The sequence below is a fragment of the Fundidesulfovibrio putealis DSM 16056 genome, from assembly GCF_000429325.1.
GTDB classification, from domain to species: Bacteria; Desulfobacterota; Desulfovibrionia; order Desulfovibrionales; family Desulfovibrionaceae; genus Fundidesulfovibrio; species Fundidesulfovibrio putealis.
This window is the reverse complement of the sequence record NZ_AUBQ01000013.1, coordinates 81,623-96,918: the sequence shown is the minus strand read 5'-3', so window position 1 is coordinate 96,918 and position 15,296 is coordinate 81,623. Positions and strand designations below refer to the sequence as shown.

The window sequence follows — 15,296 nt, the reverse complement described above, 5'->3', positions numbered from 1 at the left end:
GTTTGCGCTGGCCAAAACTTTAGGGCACGCGTGCTCCGAAACGCGGACAGCCACGGCAGGTTGCCTCGCGAACGAGGCAACCTGCCGTGGCTGTTGATTATTTTGGGATGATTATTTTTTTACGAGTATCAGCGAGAAATACGGGGGGTGTCCGTCGCAATCAGTGAGCCCATGCTGTATGGCCTGGCCGTCCAGGCCGCATCGGCTGACCAGCACGGATTTTTCGGCAAGCCCCATGGAACGCAGCAATTCCAGGAGCCTGGGGTAGCTGCGGTAGGCCTTGAGGATCACGGCGCTGTCGCACGCCTCCAGCGCCTTGCGAAGGCGCGGGGTATCGTCCACGCCGGAGAGGATCGCCAGGTTTTCGCCCGATTCCACCAGGCCGATCCCGGCAGCCGCCGCCGAGGCCTGGACCGAGCTGACCCCGGGGATGATCTCCACCCGGACGTCCGGCTTCATGGCGCGCATGGTGCGCCACAGGTACAGGAAGGTGGAGTAGGTCATGGGATCGCCCAGGGTGATGAAGGCGGCGTCGCGGCCCTGGTCCAGGGCCTTCAGCACGGCCTGGGCGTTGGCCTGCCAGGCGGCCTCCAGCACGGCGGCGTCCTTTGTCATGGGAAACCCCAGGTGTTCCACCGGAGTGTCCGGGCGCATGTGGGGCGTGGCGATGGACAAGGCCAGGGAGTAATCGTTCCTGGTGGATGCGGCGGCGAAGACCACGGCGGCGCTGTTCAAAGCTTTCACGGCCTTCAGGGTGATCAGGTCGGGGTCGCCGGGGCCGACGCCCACCGCGTACAAAACGGCTGGGCGCATTACTGTCCGCCCTCCTTTGCTTGGTTGTCGGGATACAGGATTGAAAAAACGGCCCGCATGCCTTCCAGAAGGCGCGGCGTGGGCCTGCTCGCCTGGGCCTCGTCCACCAGGAACACCCGGCCCTCGCGTACGGCGGCAAGTCCGGACAGGCCGGGCGTGGCGCGGATCTCCTCCACGCTCACCGGATTCATGGGGCCGGACTGGGCCAGGTAGGCGTCCAGGGTGTCCCCCAGCGCCACCACGCGCTCCAGGCCGAAGTGGGCGATGTTGGTACCGGACACGGGCTGGGCGTCGCCAGCGAGGTTGACCGCGCCCGCGTTTGCCAGCACGTAGGCCGCCATGGAGTCCGGGCTTATGGTCTTCATCTGGCGGTGGATGGATTCGAAGAACACCCGCTTGCGCTGCCCGGCTGGGATGGCCTCCGTCCTGGCCCGCAGCACTGCCACCTCGCGCGCGAAGGCGTCGGCCATGGCTTTGGCCTGGGCTTCGCGCCCGGTCAGGCGGCCAAGCTCCAGCCAGTAGGGTTCCAATTCGCCGGGGGACGTGGGTTGCAGGCAGGCCACGGCGATGCCCAGGCGCTCCAGCTGTTCCAGAAGCCCAGGACGCGTGGAGCGGTGCATGGGCCGGGCCAGCACCAGATCGGGCCTGAGCGCCGCGATGGCCTCGGCCCCGTCGCGGGCCGTGACCACGGGGATGTCCCCCATGGGGTCGCTGACGCCCACCAGCGCGTCAGCCGCGCCCATGGCCGCCAGATTCTCGGCGTGGGCCACGTACAGGCTGACCACCCGCTTGGCGGGCTCTGCGTGCGCTGTGGCGGCCAGCAGCAGGAAGGCGAGCAGGGCAAAAGCCCGTGCGTGAAACATCATCCCTCCAGGAAGCGCACATGGCTTCCCGTTATTTCAGAGCGCACCCCGAACACCCGCGCCACGTTCTGCGCGGTGAGCACCCGGGGCGTGGGGCCATATGCCGCAATGCGCCCGGAATCAAGCATGAGCATGAGCGGGCAGAACATGGCGGCCAGGTTGAGGTCGTGCAGCACCACGGCCACGGCGGCCCCCTGCGCGGCCTTGTCCGCGAACACGCGCATGGCGGCCAGGGCGTGGCATATGTCCAGGCCCGCCGCAGGTTCGTCCAATAAAAAGGCGCGCCCGTCCTGGGCCAGGGTGCGGGCCAGGGACACCCGGCGTTTTTCGCCCCCGGAGAGCTCCGTCACCGGGCGTTCGGCAAGATGCAAAAGATCAAGCGCGGCCATGGCGTTTTGGGCGGCGTCCCGGTCCATGGGCGCGGCGCTTCCGAAGCGCGACAGCCAGGGATGGCGGCCCATGAGCACCGCTTCGGCCACGCTGAACCCGAAGCGCTCCTCGGACTCCTGCGGGCTGTAAGCCACGGTGCGGGCCAGCTCACGCCTGGGCCACGCGGTGAGCGCGCGCCCCTCCAGCAGCGCCTGCCCGGACGCGGGCGCGAGCACTCCGGCAAGGCAGCGCAGCAGGGTGGTCTTGCCCGCGCCGTTGGGGCCGACCACGGCCAGCATCTGGCCGGGCGAGAGGGTCAGGTCCACTGCGTCCAGGGCCAAGGCGTTCCCCCGGCGAACGGTGAGCGCGCGCGCCTCAAACACGGCCGCGCCCCCGCACGAACAGCAGGCAGAAATATGGTCCGCCGAGCATTGCCGTGAGCACCCCCACCGGCACCTCGTGGGCGGGCAGGGTGCGCGAGGCCGTGTCCGCCGCCAGGAGCAGCAGCATGCCCCCGAGCGCGGACAGGGGCAGGAGCCGCCCGTGCGCCGGGCCGCAGGCCAGGCGCATGATGTGCGGCACGATGAGCCCCACGAAGCCCACGATGCCCGACACCGCCACGCAGCAGGCGGTCATGAGCGCGGCCGCGCCCAGAAGCGCCAGGCGCGCGGCGGATACGTTCACGCCCAGGGCCTGGGCCTGCTCGTCGCCCAGGCACAACGCGTCCAGGTCGCGGGCCAGAAAAAGCGCCACGGGGAGCCCCAGGCCAAGGCCCGTCCAGGCGATGGCCGCCTCGGCCCAGGTCTTGGCCGAGAGGCCTCCCATGAGCCAGAACACCAGCCCGGCCACGTTCTCCCCGGCCAGGAACTTCACGAACCCGATGGCCGCCTGCAGCGTGGCCGCCACCATGACGCCAGCCAGGATCAGCGTGAGCGCGTCGAACCCGCCACCGGCGCGAGACATCAAAAGCACCACGGCCAGGGCCGAAAGCGACCCGGCCAGCGCCCATACTGGAACGGACAAGACTCCAAGGCCCGTGAACCCGACAAGCAGGCACAAACACGCGCCAAGCGCCCCGCCCGCCGAAACCCCCAAGGTGTAGGAATCGGCCAGGGGGTTTCGCAACACGCCCTGGAAGACCGCCCCGGAAAGCGCCAGAGCGCCGCCCACGGCCAGGGCGGTCATGACGCGCGGCAGGCGCACGTCCCAGACCAGGGCCTGGGCCACGTCCGGCACCTGGGCCAGCCAATCGGGCCGGCCCAGAAGGCGCGCCGCCAGGATGCGCAACGTATCCAGCGCGGGCACGGACACGGTTCCGCTCCCGGCGGCCACCAGGATCATGGCCGCCAGGGCGGCCAGCATGACGGGGAGGGGTTTTCTCACGCCGCGCTCCCGGCTGGACGGACGTCCGGCGCGCAGCAGGACGCGCCGTCCAGGAGGGCGGTTTCCCAGAACGCCCTCCCACCGACCCACCCGCCGCGACTGTCGCGGATGGCCACGGCTGCCAAAACTGTCCGGCAGCGGGAAGGGCGGAAAAGGGCGCAGTCCATGAACGCTACCTGAGCCTCTCGAAGGCGCTCTTCAGGTGCTCGATCCAGATGTCCGCCAGGGGGGACGCGTCACCAGTGCCCCTCAGCACCGGGGTCACGGCGATCCCGGCTCCGGTCATCACCGACTTCCAGGAGTCCGGCTCGTCGCCTGCCAGATCGTTACGGGCGTGGTCCCCGGCCACGGCCAAAAAGGGCATCAGGTGCGCCTTCTTCACGCCGCTCTTCCTGAGTTCCGCCAGCACGTCCTCCCGGGAGGGCGCGCCTTCCACCGTGCCGATGAACACCAGCGGGTCCTTCTTCCAGACGTGGTACTGCAAGGCGGCGTAGTACACGTCGGCGGGGTGGCGGGTTCCGTGTCCCACCAGCACCACGGCTTCGTCGCTCTTGCGAGCCTTGGGGACGCTGGCCAGCAGGGCGTCGGCCACCTTGGCCACGTCCTCGGTGGTGGCCATGAGCGGCAGTCCCACTTCCATCTGCTTCATGCCCTTGGGCATGCCGGAGAAGGCCTTGGCAGTGGACAGAATGTCGTGAAACTCCGCGCCGGGGATGGTCTGGAGCGACTGCACGGCCACGTGGGTGAAGTCGTCGTTCATCATTTTGGCCAGGGCCTCGGCGGGGGAGTCGAGCTTCAGCTTCTTCTCGGCGGCCAGCTTGTGGCGCACGATCCTGGAAGAGTAGGCCATGCGCACGTCCACGCCGGGGAAGGCCTCCTTGGCTTTCTTCTCGATGTTCTTGTAGGCCGAGTCAGCGCCCGGGACGGTGGTGCCGAAGGCCACCAGCAGGATGCCCTTCTTGTCGGGCTTTTTGTCCCCGTGGGCGTCGGCGTGGGTGGACCAGCCCGCCAAAAAGGCCAGGACGAACAGGGCGGCGAGGATTCTTCTGACAGGGTCGTGGACGGTGAAGCTCATGCGATGCTCCGTATGGTTACGGCTGTGGGCGAAGAGAAAAAAAAGGCCGCTTCTCTCCTGCAAACAGGAGGGAAGCGGCCCGATTTTGCCCTTCTCAGGAGGTCCGAACACAGCAATAGCCCGTTGCCGCGCCGGAAACAGCGGTCTGCGGTCAGGCAGGTCTTCCGGCTCGTTCCGGCTGCCCCGGCCTTCCCAGGATGTACTCCCAGTGGCCCACGGAGGAGGCAGCGCTTCATGAAACTTACGGCGGCGGGACCGCTCCCGGATTTCACGGGATTCCCTATTCTCCCGACAAGCGGGCACCTGACTCCCGCCGCATAGCCCCATGCCGGGGGGGTGTCAATCAAGACCCAGGCGTGCGATCGGACCCGCGCGGAGTGCGGCAGGGCCGGGAGCGCTGCATCACGGCTGCCCCAACTGGACTCCGGCCCCGTTTCAGTCCATAACCCGGCCATGAATCCCGCTCCCGCAGTCCGCGTCCTGCATGTCGTCAAGTCGTTGGGGCTTGGCGGCACTGAAAAGGCCATGCAGCTCATGGTCACGCACCTGGACCGTTCCCGGTTCGCGCCCTTCGCGTACAGCCCCGTGGACGGCGAGCGCCGCGAACTGCTGCGCCAAAACGGCGTCCCGGTCATCGTCGGCGGGGACCTGCTTTCCGTGCTGGAAAAGCTGCGTCCGGACGTGGTCCACCTGCACCGCGCGGGCTGGCCGGAGCCTGCGTTGCTCTCCCCGGTGAAGCGCTTCGGCCCCAGGGCGGTGGTGGAGACCAACGTGTTCGGCAGGCTGGATGATTCCCCCCTGGGCGGCGTGGTGGACCTGCATCTGGTTGTCTCGCGCTTCTGCCTGGAGCGACTGGCGGCGGACAACCCATCGCTGGACGTCTCGCGCTACCGCGTGCTGTACAATCCCGTGGACACGGACCTGTTCGCCCGGCTCACTCCGGAGCACGATTTTTCGCGGCCCGTGGCGGGCAGGCTGTCGCGGCCCGACCCCGGCAAGTGGTCCGGGCTGGCCTTCGACATGCTGCCGATTCTGAAGGCCAGCGAGCCTGGCTTCCGCTTCCTGGTGATCGGGGCCACGCCTGACTTCCTGGACTTCGTGCGCGATCACGACCTGGGACAAAACGTCGAGTGCCTGCCGCCCGAGTCCCGCGACGAGGGGCTGGCGGACTTTTTCGGGCGGGTGAGCCTCCTGGCCCACGCCAACGACACCGGCGAATCCTTCGGCATGGCCATCGCCGAGGCCATGGCCGCAGGGCTCCCGGTGGTGACGCACCCGGCTGCCGGAAACCGCGACAACGCCCAGCTGGAGCTGGTGGAGCATGGCGTGACCGGGTTGGTGGCCGCCACCGTGGAAGACTACGCCCAGGCCGTGCTCTGGCTGTGGCGGCACCCCGAAGAGGCGCGGCGCATGGGCGCGGCGGGGCGCGAGAAAGCCGCGCGGCTGTACCGGGCGCAGGAGATAGCCCGCCAGCTGGGGGATATTTACGACGACCTGCTCGCGTCATCGGGAGAAAAATGCCGGACCTGAACGCCCTTTTCGCCGCCTACACCAGCGCCGTGCTCTCCTTCTCCATGGAGGCGGAGCAGGGCGGGTACGCAACCGTTCCGGCGCGATTCGACGCGAACGGACCGCTTGCGCGCCAGATTGTCCGCGCAGGCCACTGCGTGCTGCTTGGCGTGGGGCGCGGCGAATTCGCCCGCGAGGTGGCCGCATCGCTGCCGTCCGGCACGGGCTTCACGGTCTGCGAGACCGACGGCGATCAGGCACGCGCGTTCGGCAACGGCCTGCCGCTGCTGGCCGACGCCTCCCCGGTTGCCCTGGCCTTCACTCTCTTAAGCGCCGGGCTCACGCGCCCTCGCGCCGTGTGCGTCCTGAACCCCGAAGTGGCGGACGAGGCGGCGCTTGCCCGCCTGAAGACCGTGCAGCGGCTGCACGCGGCCTATGCGCCGCTTGCGCTCCCCACGCCCGCAGATCCTGCCGGTCCAGCTTCGCGCCTCAGCGTGGCGGCCATCCTGCACCCGGACGAACCCGGCCTGCCGGAATTCTTCGCCGCCCTGCCGCAGACGGCCTTCGAGGCCGTCGTGATATGGGACGCCCCCTCGCCGCCGCCGTCCCCGCCGCCATGTCCCATTCCGGTGCGGCACCTGGCGCATCCGCTCGAAAACGATTTCGCGGCCCAGCGCAACCGCATGCTGGCCGCCTGCCGGAGCGAGTGGGTGCTGTACCTGGACGGCGACGAACGCCTGGACCCGGCGCTTTGCGCCCTCCTGCCCGCGCTTGTGGCCCAGGAGCACTGCGCAGCCTTCGCTTTTCCCCGGCTGGGCATCGGGCCGTCCGGCGTCAAGATCGGCTGGGGCCTGTGGCCTGATCTGCAACTGCGCCTTTTCCGGCCCGGTCCGCAGGTCCGGTTCGTGCGGCCCGTGCATGAGCGCCTGGAAGGGCTCAGCGGCCCCACCGGCCTGATCTGCGGAGGCTTCATCCGCCACCTGAGCGACGTGCTCAAGGACCGCGAGGCACTGGCCCGCAAGCACGCCCTGTTCGACGCGGCCGGAGGCTTCTCGGGCGGCTCGACGGGCCTTCACCGCCAGAACCGGGAGTATCCCGTTCTCCCCGAGGCGTTCTTCGCGGCCCTCACGCCCAGGCCCATGATTGGCGCGTGGCCGGAAACGGTACGGTTCCAACCCCTTTGACGTTGATTTGCGCGCCGAGGCGGGCTAAGGCCTTCCCAGGCGTCAAGCCAGATATGAAGGTCCACCGATGCGCATCGTCTGCCCGCAATGCGGCTACAGCAGGGACATCCCCACGGATAAAGTCCCGGCCAGCTCCAGCATAGCCACCTGTCCCAAGTGTCAGTTCCGCTTCCGGTTCAGGGGGAATCAGCCGTCCGTTCAATCCGAACCGGCGGTGGAGGAACCCGTGTATCCTCCGAGGCCCTCGCGCCCCGTGCGCCCTGCGCGCGATCCCGAGCCCGCCTCCCGCATCCACGCGCCCTACGAACCCCGCTCCCAGCGGGCCTACATGCCCGAACCCGAGGGCGATCCCGAGCACTACGGCCATATTCCTCCGCGCCCCCAGGCGCGCTGGCTGCCGGACGACGAGCCGGACCAGTTCCAGGCGAAGCCCTATGCCGGCGAACGCCGCCGCGCCCCGGACCCAAGGCAGGATTACGGCGGCCCCGACCACCCCTTCGGCAGCCCCGGAGACGACCGCTTCCCGCCCCCGCGCGGAGGCGACGGCTTCGAGGAACCCTCCAGGCAGCCCAGGCCTGAGCGCCATATCGCCTGGGAACCCTCCGGCGACCTTCCGGACGCGGCTGACGGCGGCTCCTTGCGTGAACTCCAGGCGTCTGCGCCAACTCCCCCCATCGACCGGGTGGAGAGCGCCATCCGCCGTGCGCAGGAATATTGTCCCGAACCCAGGCAGCCCCAGCAGCCCCATTCGGATGAACCCCGCCCGCAGGCCTCCTCGGACGAATTCGGTCGGCTCGGCGCGGACCCGACAGGCCTGGCAGGCCTTGCAAATCCGGTGGACAAGCTCGACCGTGAGCCCCTGCCCCGCGAATACGCCATGCCAAACGCTTCGCCTGCGCCCGGCCAGCCTCTCTCCGGCCATGACGGTCATGACGGGCAGGACGACCCCCAGGCCCCGCAGCAGGGCGAAGCCGTGGCAGGCGAGGACTCCGTGCGCGACATCTGGGCCAGGCTCCAGGCCATGGGAGGGCAGCCCCCCCCGGGCCGCGCCGCGTCCGCGAACTCTTCGCGCCAGTCCCAGGCCGAACCCGGCATGGAGGCGCACCAGCCCAAGGCCGTGCTGCCCTACGCCGTGGCTCCCTGGGAACAGCTGGAGCTTTACGGGGCCGTGCCCTCGTTCCTGAACACGGTGAAGACCATCCTGCTCAAGCCCGGCGACTTCTTCGACCAGCTCCCGCCCTTCTCCGGCAAGATCCGCCCGCTGCTGTTCGCCAACGTGGTCTGTCTGGCCTCCATGATCTTCGGGCTCATCTGGTTCCGCTTCGGACTCGGCCCCAACCTCTCCGACCTTGGCCGCACCGACGGCTTCCAGGGGCTCGGGGCCGGGATGATCGGCAGCCTCGCCTGGCTCGGGCTCTCGCCCATCCTGGTCACGGCCTTCGTGTTCCTGGACGCGGCGCTCGGCCATCTGCTGCTTGGCCTTCTGCGCTCGGCCTCCAAACCCTTCGAGGAAACCTTCCGCACCATCTGCTACGCGGGCGCGCCCTGGATGCTGACGGTCTTGCCAGTTTCCTGGCAGTATCTTATTCCTATCGTATTGATCTGGCACATGACGCTCCAGGCCATCGGCCTGAAAAAGCTGCATCAGGCCGGATACCCGCAGGTGCTCGCCTCGGTGCTGGTGAAGTGGTCGCTGTATTTCATGGCCTCGTTCGCGGTTTTGCACGTGCTTTTAACGCGCAGGTAGGAGAAATGCCGTGTTCGCCTGGCTCACCCGAAGTATCGGCAAGGCGCTGAACCGCCGCCGAGTGGCGCGCGAGACCGGCCCCAAGGCCTTCCAGGACCTCTCCCGGGAGTTGCGGGAACTGGCCGAAATCGCCACGCGCGTCTGGCCCCAGGAAGCCACTTTCCAGGACAAAATCCGCAGCATCCGCGACGAGATGGATCAACTGGACGAGCTGACGGCCAAGCCGGAATTCCGCCTGCTGCCGCTGAAAAAACGGCTCGAACTGCGCGAGAGCCTGCTGCACTCGAAGACGCAACTCATGGACACCGTGTCCACCGCGCCCCCGCCCACCATGCGCCCCCAGTAAACTGGACGGGTTGCGCCAGATCCTATTTGCTAAGGGTCCGTTTTTTGCTTGATGACCCGAAAAACAGCCCGCGAGGCCTCGCCATGAAACGTATCGCCATGATTTTGGCGCTCGCCGCCCTGCTGGGCGGCTGCGCCGTTGACCCGAAACTGACCGAACAGTCCGTGCTCTATGTGGACGTCCACGTGAAGCGCAACAACCCCTCCGTGTACGTCCAGCCCCTGAACGCGCCCACCCGGCCCTTCAAGGCCGTGGTGCTGCCCTTCGCCGTGCAGCAGGACGTCTACAACGCCCGCCACCTCTCCAAGCAGCTTACCGAAGTATTCGCCAACACCTGGATGCAGGATCAGGTGTTCCCCACGATCTTCTTCGAGCCCACCGCAGAAGGCCTCACCAACGAACAGGCCATCCTTGTGGCGCGCGATCGCGGCGCGGACTGCGTGGTCACCGGAAAACTCGCCTACATCCTCGCAGGCGGCACCCGCTCGGATTCGGCCGTGTCGCTGTCGTTCGAAATCTTCGACGTCAACTCCGGACAGCGCATCTGGGCCATGTCCCAGGCCGGGCGCATGGACCCGGATCGCAGCGCGGACATGATCTTCTTCAGGCGCGAAAGCCGCATGCCCCAGGACCCCCTGTGGTCCATCATGACCGCGCTGGGACACGACACCGGCGGCCCCATCAAGAAGTGGAACTCCGGCATGCAGTTCCAGTCCTCCGGGGCCAGCTCCGTGCAGGTGCCCGCGCCCAAGGACCACGCGCCCCCGCCGCCGCCCAAGAAGCCGCTGCAGAGCTCCAACCTGGAGAGCTAGTGCCGCGATTTTGAAAAACATGAATATGTTTTTCAAAATTAAAATAAATGGTTTTGGCTGGTTGTCTTGAAAGTCCGTTTGGACGGGTATTGAGGACGCAACACGAGGCATATTGGGGCGCTGCCCTGCTGGGCTCCGCCCAGACCCGCAAGGGCTCTGCCCTTGACCCGGCGGGCTCTGCCCTGCACCCGCTGGGGGAGAAGCCTCCCCCAGACCCGGCTTTCCGCTTCGCGTCGTGCGCGGGAAGCTTGAGGCGGGGCTTGGGCTGAGGGCTGTCTCGTTCGTGTCCTGGCGGGCGGGCTCGAACCGATTTGAAGACGATTCGTCGCCCGCCCGCCAGAACCCGACCGCGACAACCCCCAACCCCAGCCATCGCTGAATCAGGCGATTTCAATAAATAGAGCCCTGAAGCGCGGCTTTGCGCGCTTCAGGGCTCTTGATTTGGCAGGCGACTGAACAGGGGCAGGGCGTTACGCGAAGCGGATGCAGGGTCCAGGGGGATCATCCCCCTGGCGGGTGCAGGGCAGAGCCCTGCCAGGGTCTGGGACGGAGTCCCAGCCTCTCATTCTTCCCCCAATCCCAGGAATTTCCGCGAGAACGGCTTGCAGGTCTTCCAGTCCGGCTCGAAGGCCACCTTGCCGATGGCGGCCACGGGCTGGATGCCGATGAGGCTGTTCAGGCGGTAGGCGTGTTTGAAGTTCCCGATATCGGCCAGTGGGATGGGGATTTCCTCGATCTCAAGCGCCTGGGCGGCGGCTTCCATGGTGAGACTTGGCAGCTTGAAGGGCGTGCGGCTGGTGTAGAAGCGTTGGCCGTCTGAGAAGAGCAGGGCGGCCACGGCGCATTCCAGGACGAGGCCGTCGTGGTCTTGCAGCACGGCGTCGTCCTTGCCTGCGCTGCGGGCCTGGTCCCAGGCCAGGCGCTGGTGCATGTTGGCCATGGTCTTGTGCGTGCAGAGGTGCGAGGTGTGCGCGTGGGGGTAGACGTCCAGCGTGCAGGTGGAATCCGCGTGGATGGAGTGCGGCGTGGCGGCAACGCACAGGCTGGCCTTGTCATCGGGCGCGTCCTGGAAGCAGAACAGGTTCACGCGCGCGGTTTTCCCGACCAGGGTGTTGGCCTGAAGCACCTCCAGGACCACCTCTCGGACCCTGCCGGATTCGCCCAGGATGGGGGGCGGCCCGTTGGGGGCGATAGGCAATGCCGCAAGGCTTGCGCGCAACCGCTGGAGGTGTCGCTCGAAGCGGGGCAGCTCGTTTGCGTGGTGCAGGATGGTCTCGAAGAGGCCCACGCCGCAACGGAAGACGGAGCCCGTGACGGACAAGGGGACTGAGCGGAGGACGAAACGGTGGTCGATCCAGGCGATCATGGCTGGTTCCTTCTGGTGAGTTCCAGGAATTTTTCGGCCTTGGCCAGGGTTTCACGGTATTCCGAGTCCGGGTCTGATTCCACGACGATGCCGCTCCCGGCGAAGAAGCTGAACAGGTTGCGCGCCGGGTCGGCCAGGGCGGTGCGGATGGCCACTGAGCTGTCCAGGTCGCGCGGGCCGTGGGCCATGACCATGCAGCCGCAGTAGACTTCGCGCCGGTGAGGCTCCAGGTCGGCTATGATCTCGGCGGCGCGGCGCTTGGGGCAGCCGGTGACGGAGCCTGGGGGCAGGGCGTCCCAGAGGAGGTCCAGGGCGGTGGAGCCGGGGCGCAGCTCGCCTGTTACATTGGCGTACATCTGGAGCAGCCCGTCTACTTCGAAGAGCGATTTGTGGCCTTCGACGCGTACCGACCCGTAGCGGCAGTGCGGGCTTATGTCGTTTCGGATGAGGTCCACGATCATGGACAGCTCGGCGTCCTCCTTGGGCGAAGCGAGCAGGTCCCGGACGGCTCCGGGGACGGCTGGCCGGGTCCCCTTGATGGGCTGGCTGAGCACGCGGCCATCTTGAACCCGGATGAATCGTTCAGGCGAGGTGGACACGATGGCTTGGCCGCCTAGCTGGAACAGTGCGTAGAACATGGCCGGGCGCTCGCGCAGCAGATGCGTGAACAGGCTGGCCGGGGAAAGGCCGGCGGGCCAGTCCGTGTCGAAGCGGATGGACAGGTTCAGCTGGTAGGCGTCGCCGTCCAGGATATGCTCCAGGGCGCGGCTCACGGCGCGGCGGTAGCCGTCGGCATCCAGGGAAGCGCGTAGCGGGCCGTCGAAGAGGGGGATGGAGGCGGAGCGGGGGGCGGACTGCACCAGCAGCGCGGCCTCGCGGGCGAGCTGGTGTGAGTCTGCGTGGATGAACACATGGCGGGCGTCCGGGCTCGGCGCGAGCACGGCCCGGTACTTCCGGAACACGCCGGGGGGAAATTCCGGGGGAGACTGCGGCGCGGAAAGGCCCAGGGCCTCGAACCCGGCCTCGTAGTTCAGGTAGCCCAGGGCCGGGCCGGGGCCGGTGTGCGCCGGATCGCAGAAGCGCGACAGCTCCTGCCTGCCGCCGTCAGAATCTCCGTTGGGCCCTAGCCGCCACTCAAGACGGGGCCATAGCCCCACGACACCGCTGGCCGGGATGCCGGGCATGGTCGGCGTCAGGAAGACGTCCGGCTCCTCGGGGGCCAGGGCGCCAAGCCAGGAGAGTCCCTCAGCAGGGCAGCAGCAGGTTGAGCGCGTCACGCAGTATGTCCGGCCCTTGGGGCGTGAGGAACGATTCGGGATGAAATTGCAGGCCCAGAAGCGGCAGGCTGCGGTGTTTCGCGGCCATGGGGATGCCCTGGAATTCGGCCAGGACGTCAAGGTCCGGGGCCACGCGGCTCAAGGAGAGCGAGTGGTAGCGCGCGGCCAGGACGTCGCGCCCGAAGAGGGTGAAGCGGCTGGACTTGCCATGCACGCAGCCGGGCAGGCGCTCCACGGAGCCGCCGAAGTGCAGGTTCATGATCTGAAGCCCCAGGCAGATGCCCAGAACCGGGCGGCCCGAGTCCAGGAGCGGCCCGTAGGCCGGGTAGCCGCGCGGGTGTCCGGGGCCGGGGGAGATGACGGTCAGGTCGAAGGCGTCGGCCATTTCGGGGCGGAAATCGTCATAGGGCGCGACGTGCGGGGCGTGCCCGGACGCCTGGACCAGCAGGTGTTCCAGGTTGCGGGTGAAGCTGTCGCGGTTGTCCACCAGCAGGGTGCGCATGCCGCTGGGTAGTGGAGGCCAGCTTTCCGGTCAAGTGCCGGGAGGACTTCAGGAGAGCATTGACCGCCGCCAGGAGCGGGAGTAGGAACGCTGCCTGGAACATTCACGCCGTGCCCTCACTTGATGCCATACCCCTTTTCGCGCAGGTCTGCGTGGCCATCCTTCTGGAGGCCGCGCCGTTTCTGCTTCTTGGTTCCCTGGCCTCCGGGCTGTTCGAGGTGTTCGTCTCGCGCGAGACCATCGAGCGCATGATGCCCAAGTCCCCGTTGGCCGGAATAGCGGCGGGGGTGGTGCTGGGCATGGTGGTCCCCTGCTGCGAGTGCGGCATCGTGCCGCTGATCCGCCGCCTGCTGGCCAAGGGCGTGCCCCCGGCCACTGCCATGACCTTCATGCTGGCCGGGCCGGTGATCAACCCCGTGGTGCTGGCCTCCACCTTCGTGGCCTTCCAGGGGGACACCACCATCGTGGCCCTGCGCTGCGCTTTGGTGGCGGTGGTCGCCATGGTCATCGGGTTTGCCCTGCGCGCAAAACGCTCCGAGGAGCTCCTGCTGGCCGACGCCAAGCCCATCCGCTCGGCCTGCGGCTGCGGGGACGAGCCCGCCGCGCTGTTCGGTTCGCTCTCGGACGCTGTGGGGCTTTCCGCAGTGAAGGCGTCCGGGCCGGATCTGAAAGCCCGCCTGGACCACGCCATGCGCCACGCCCAGGCCGATTTCCTGGACATGTTCCGCATCCTGTTTCTCGGCTCGCTGATCGCCGCAGCCTTCAAGACCCTGGCCCCTGCGGGGCTTGTGGGCATGATGGAAAAGGACCTGCTGCTCTCCGTGAGCGGCATGATGATCCTGGCCGTGGTGTTGTCGCTGTGTTCCCAGGCGGACGCCTTCGTGGCAGCGTCCTTCTCCGGGTTTCCCGTGGCCGCCAAGCTGGCCTTCCTGGCGCTGGGGCCGGTGCTGGACATCAAGCTGGTGCTCATGTGGCGCGGCGTGTTCCGGCGCGAGGTGGTCAACCTGCTCATCGTGGTGCCTGCGGTGATCGTCTTTTCCGCATGCCTGCTCCTGGGCGCGTTCGGGAAGGTCTGGCCATGAGCAAAGCTTCCGGATTCTTCAGGTCGCCGCGTTTTCCAGGACTGGTGGAAGCCCTGTGCATCGTGGGGCTGGCGGCCTTCCTGGTCTATCTGCTGACGCTTGGCAGCTACTGGATGTACCTGAACCCCAAGTTCCGTGGCTTGTCCTGGGCCGCCGCCATGGCGCTGGGGGCCATGGGTGTGTATTCGCTGGTGCGCCCGCCCGCCGGGGCCAACTGGCTGCGGGCCTCGCTGTACGTGCTGGTGGTTGTTCTCTGCCTGGTGAGCGAGGTGGGCATCCAGCGCTGGTTCGCCGTGTCCGGGGTGGATACCGCCGCCGTGGAGGAGCAGCCCGTTGTGATCGAACCGCGCGTCACTGTGGGCGGCGTGGAGCACGTGCGCATAAACCTGGGCGAGCTCTACGACATCGCAACCAACCGCATGCCGGGAAAGATGGACCTGAACTACGCCGTGCGGGGCTTCGCGCGCCGCAGCCCTGAGATGGACGCGCGCAGCGAGTTCGTTTTGTACCGGCTGGCCCTGTACTGCTGCTACGCCGACTCCACCGCCGTGGGCTTTCGGGTGCGCGTGCCCAAGGGGCAGGCCCTGCCCGAGCACGGCACGTGGCAGGTTGTGTACGGCAGGCTGGTGGAGTCCAAGGATGACGAGGCAGCTGCCACGCAGTCCATCGACGGCTCCGTGTTCGCCTCTGTCCAGCCGGACTTCGCCCTGGAAGCCAGCCGCGTGGAGGCCACAAAGGCCCCCGGCATGGGCATGATGTACGAGTGGCGGCGCGAAGAGCCCTACGCCTACTAGTGTCGCGATTTTGAAAAACATGAATATGTTTTTCAAAATTAAAATAAATGGTTTTGGCTGTTTGCCTTGAAAATCCGTATGGACGGATTTTGAGCACGCAACACGACTCCTCCCGTCTCCCGGCCCGCTCCCCGTTCTGTCCGTCCGCTCCAGGCGCTTCGTTCTCTTTCCCTT

Annotated in this window: 15 protein-coding genes and 1 riboswitch; of the genes, 7 read left to right on the top strand and 8 right to left on the bottom strand. The window is 67.5% G+C overall.

The genetic code is table 11. From position 1 onward, the window contains the following. Positions 1-111 precede the first annotated feature (111 nt). The 5 genes from cobI to G453_RS0110505 form a co-directional block, all read right to left on the bottom strand. On the bottom strand, positions 112-813 hold the full coding sequence (gene cobI, locus G453_RS0110525; RefSeq protein ID WP_027191038.1) for a precorrin-2 C(20)-methyltransferase: 702 nt from the start codon (positions 811-813) through the stop codon (positions 112-114). Then, positions 813-1,676, bottom strand: a complete 864-nt coding sequence (locus G453_RS23440) for an ABC transporter substrate-binding protein (protein ID WP_051272302.1) — start codon at positions 1,674-1,676, stop codon at positions 813-815. Before G453_RS23440 ends, cobI begins: the two co-directional genes overlap by 1 nt. Then, positions 1,676-2,428, bottom strand: a complete 753-nt coding sequence (locus tag G453_RS23435; RefSeq protein WP_051272299.1) for an ABC transporter ATP-binding protein — start codon at positions 2,426-2,428, stop codon at positions 1,676-1,678. The genes G453_RS23440 and G453_RS23435 overlap by 1 nt, the downstream gene beginning before the upstream one ends. Continuing rightward, entirely contained in the window at positions 2,421-3,428 is a 1,008-nt protein-coding gene (locus G453_RS0110510) for a FecCD family ABC transporter permease (protein ID WP_027191037.1), read from the bottom strand. Before G453_RS0110510 ends, G453_RS23435 begins: the two co-directional genes overlap by 8 nt. Before the next feature lie 172 nt (positions 3,429-3,600). Continuing rightward, on the bottom strand, positions 3,601-4,503 hold the full coding sequence (locus G453_RS0110505) for a sirohydrochlorin cobaltochelatase (protein ID WP_027191036.1): 903 nt from the start codon (positions 4,501-4,503) through the stop codon (positions 3,601-3,603). A 137-nt stretch (positions 4,504-4,640) separates the two neighbouring features. Continuing rightward, a riboswitch (cobalamin riboswitch) is annotated at positions 4,641-4,825 on the bottom strand. Positions 4,826-4,956: 131 nt separating this feature from the next. Between G453_RS0110505 and G453_RS0110500 the strand changes: the two genes are divergently transcribed. The 5 genes from G453_RS0110500 (at position 4,957) to G453_RS23425 (ending at position 10,101) form a co-directional block, all read left to right on the top strand. Further along, entirely contained in the window at positions 4,957-6,033 is a 1,077-nt protein-coding gene (locus tag G453_RS0110500; RefSeq protein WP_027191035.1) for a glycosyltransferase family 4 protein, read from the top strand. Continuing rightward, entirely contained in the window at positions 6,021-7,196 is a 1,176-nt protein-coding gene (locus tag G453_RS23430) for a glycosyltransferase family protein (protein ID WP_051272296.1), read from the top strand. Before G453_RS0110500 ends, G453_RS23430 begins: the two co-directional genes overlap by 13 nt. Positions 7,197-7,263: 67 nt before the next feature. After that, positions 7,264-8,943, top strand: a complete 1,680-nt coding sequence (locus G453_RS27910) for a YIP1 family protein (RefSeq protein ID WP_027191034.1) — start codon at positions 7,264-7,266, stop codon at positions 8,941-8,943. A gap of 10 nt (positions 8,944-8,953) precedes the next feature. After that, a complete protein-coding gene (locus G453_RS0110485; RefSeq protein WP_051272293.1) occupies positions 8,954-9,289 on the top strand; it encodes a hypothetical protein in 336 nt (111 codons plus the stop codon). Positions 9,290-9,372: 83 nt separating this feature from the next. Continuing rightward, positions 9,373-10,101, top strand: a complete 729-nt coding sequence (locus G453_RS23425; protein ID WP_156920876.1) for a hypothetical protein — start codon at positions 9,373-9,375, stop codon at positions 10,099-10,101. A gap of 562 nt (positions 10,102-10,663) precedes the next feature. Here the strand turns inward: G453_RS23425 and G453_RS0110475 are convergent. The 3 genes from G453_RS0110475 to G453_RS0110465 are packed head-to-tail and all read right to left on the bottom strand — an operon-like array spanning position 10,664 to position 13,246. Beyond that, positions 10,664-11,467, bottom strand: a complete 804-nt coding sequence (locus tag G453_RS0110475; protein WP_027191032.1) for an aminotransferase class IV — start codon at positions 11,465-11,467, stop codon at positions 10,664-10,666. Beyond that, entirely contained in the window at positions 11,464-12,744 is a 1,281-nt protein-coding gene (locus G453_RS26260) for a chorismate-binding protein (protein ID WP_051272287.1), read from the bottom strand. Before G453_RS26260 ends, G453_RS0110475 begins: the two co-directional genes overlap by 4 nt. Continuing rightward, entirely contained in the window at positions 12,713-13,246 is a 534-nt protein-coding gene (locus tag G453_RS0110465) for an aminodeoxychorismate/anthranilate synthase component II (RefSeq protein WP_027191031.1), read from the bottom strand. The genes G453_RS26260 and G453_RS0110465 overlap by 32 nt, the downstream gene beginning before the upstream one ends. Positions 13,247-13,356: 110 nt before the next feature. On the opposite strand from G453_RS0110465, the gene G453_RS0110460 reads away from it, so the two are divergent. After that, entirely contained in the window at positions 13,357-14,328 is a 972-nt protein-coding gene (locus tag G453_RS0110460) for a permease (protein WP_027191030.1), read from the top strand. Next, on the top strand, positions 14,325-15,122 hold the full coding sequence (locus G453_RS0110455) for a TIGR03943 family putative permease subunit (RefSeq protein ID WP_051272285.1): 798 nt from the start codon (positions 14,325-14,327) through the stop codon (positions 15,120-15,122). The genes G453_RS0110460 and G453_RS0110455 overlap by 4 nt, the downstream gene beginning before the upstream one ends. Positions 15,123-15,296 lie beyond the last annotated feature (174 nt).

Bases quoted from the DNA above. Each gene is read 5' to 3' on its own strand.
- G453_RS23440 (WP_051272302.1), bottom strand. From the start codon at position 1,676: ATGTTTCACGCACGGGCTTTTGCCCTGCTCGCCTTCCTGCTGCTGGCC.
- cobI (WP_027191038.1), bottom strand. From the start codon at position 813: ATGCGCCCAGCCGTTTTGTACGCGGTGGGCGTCGGCCCCGGCGACCCC.
- G453_RS23425 (WP_156920876.1), top strand. From the start codon at position 9,373: ATGAAACGTATCGCCATGATTTTGGCGCTCGCCGCCCTGCTGGGCGGC.
- G453_RS0110465 (WP_027191031.1), bottom strand. From the start codon at position 13,246: ATGCGCACCCTGCTGGTGGACAACCGCGACAGCTTCACCCGCAACCTG.
- G453_RS23430 (WP_051272296.1), top strand. From the start codon at position 6,021: ATGCCGGACCTGAACGCCCTTTTCGCCGCCTACACCAGCGCCGTGCTC.
- G453_RS0110505 (WP_027191036.1), bottom strand. From the start codon at position 4,503: ATGAGCTTCACCGTCCACGACCCTGTCAGAAGAATCCTCGCCGCCCTG.
- G453_RS0110475 (WP_027191032.1), bottom strand. From the start codon at position 11,467: ATGATCGCCTGGATCGACCACCGTTTCGTCCTCCGCTCAGTCCCCTTG.
- G453_RS0110500 (WP_027191035.1), top strand. From the start codon at position 4,957: ATGAATCCCGCTCCCGCAGTCCGCGTCCTGCATGTCGTCAAGTCGTTG.
- G453_RS27910 (WP_027191034.1), top strand. From the start codon at position 7,264: ATGCGCATCGTCTGCCCGCAATGCGGCTACAGCAGGGACATCCCCACG.
- G453_RS0110455 (WP_051272285.1), top strand. From the start codon at position 14,325: ATGAGCAAAGCTTCCGGATTCTTCAGGTCGCCGCGTTTTCCAGGACTG.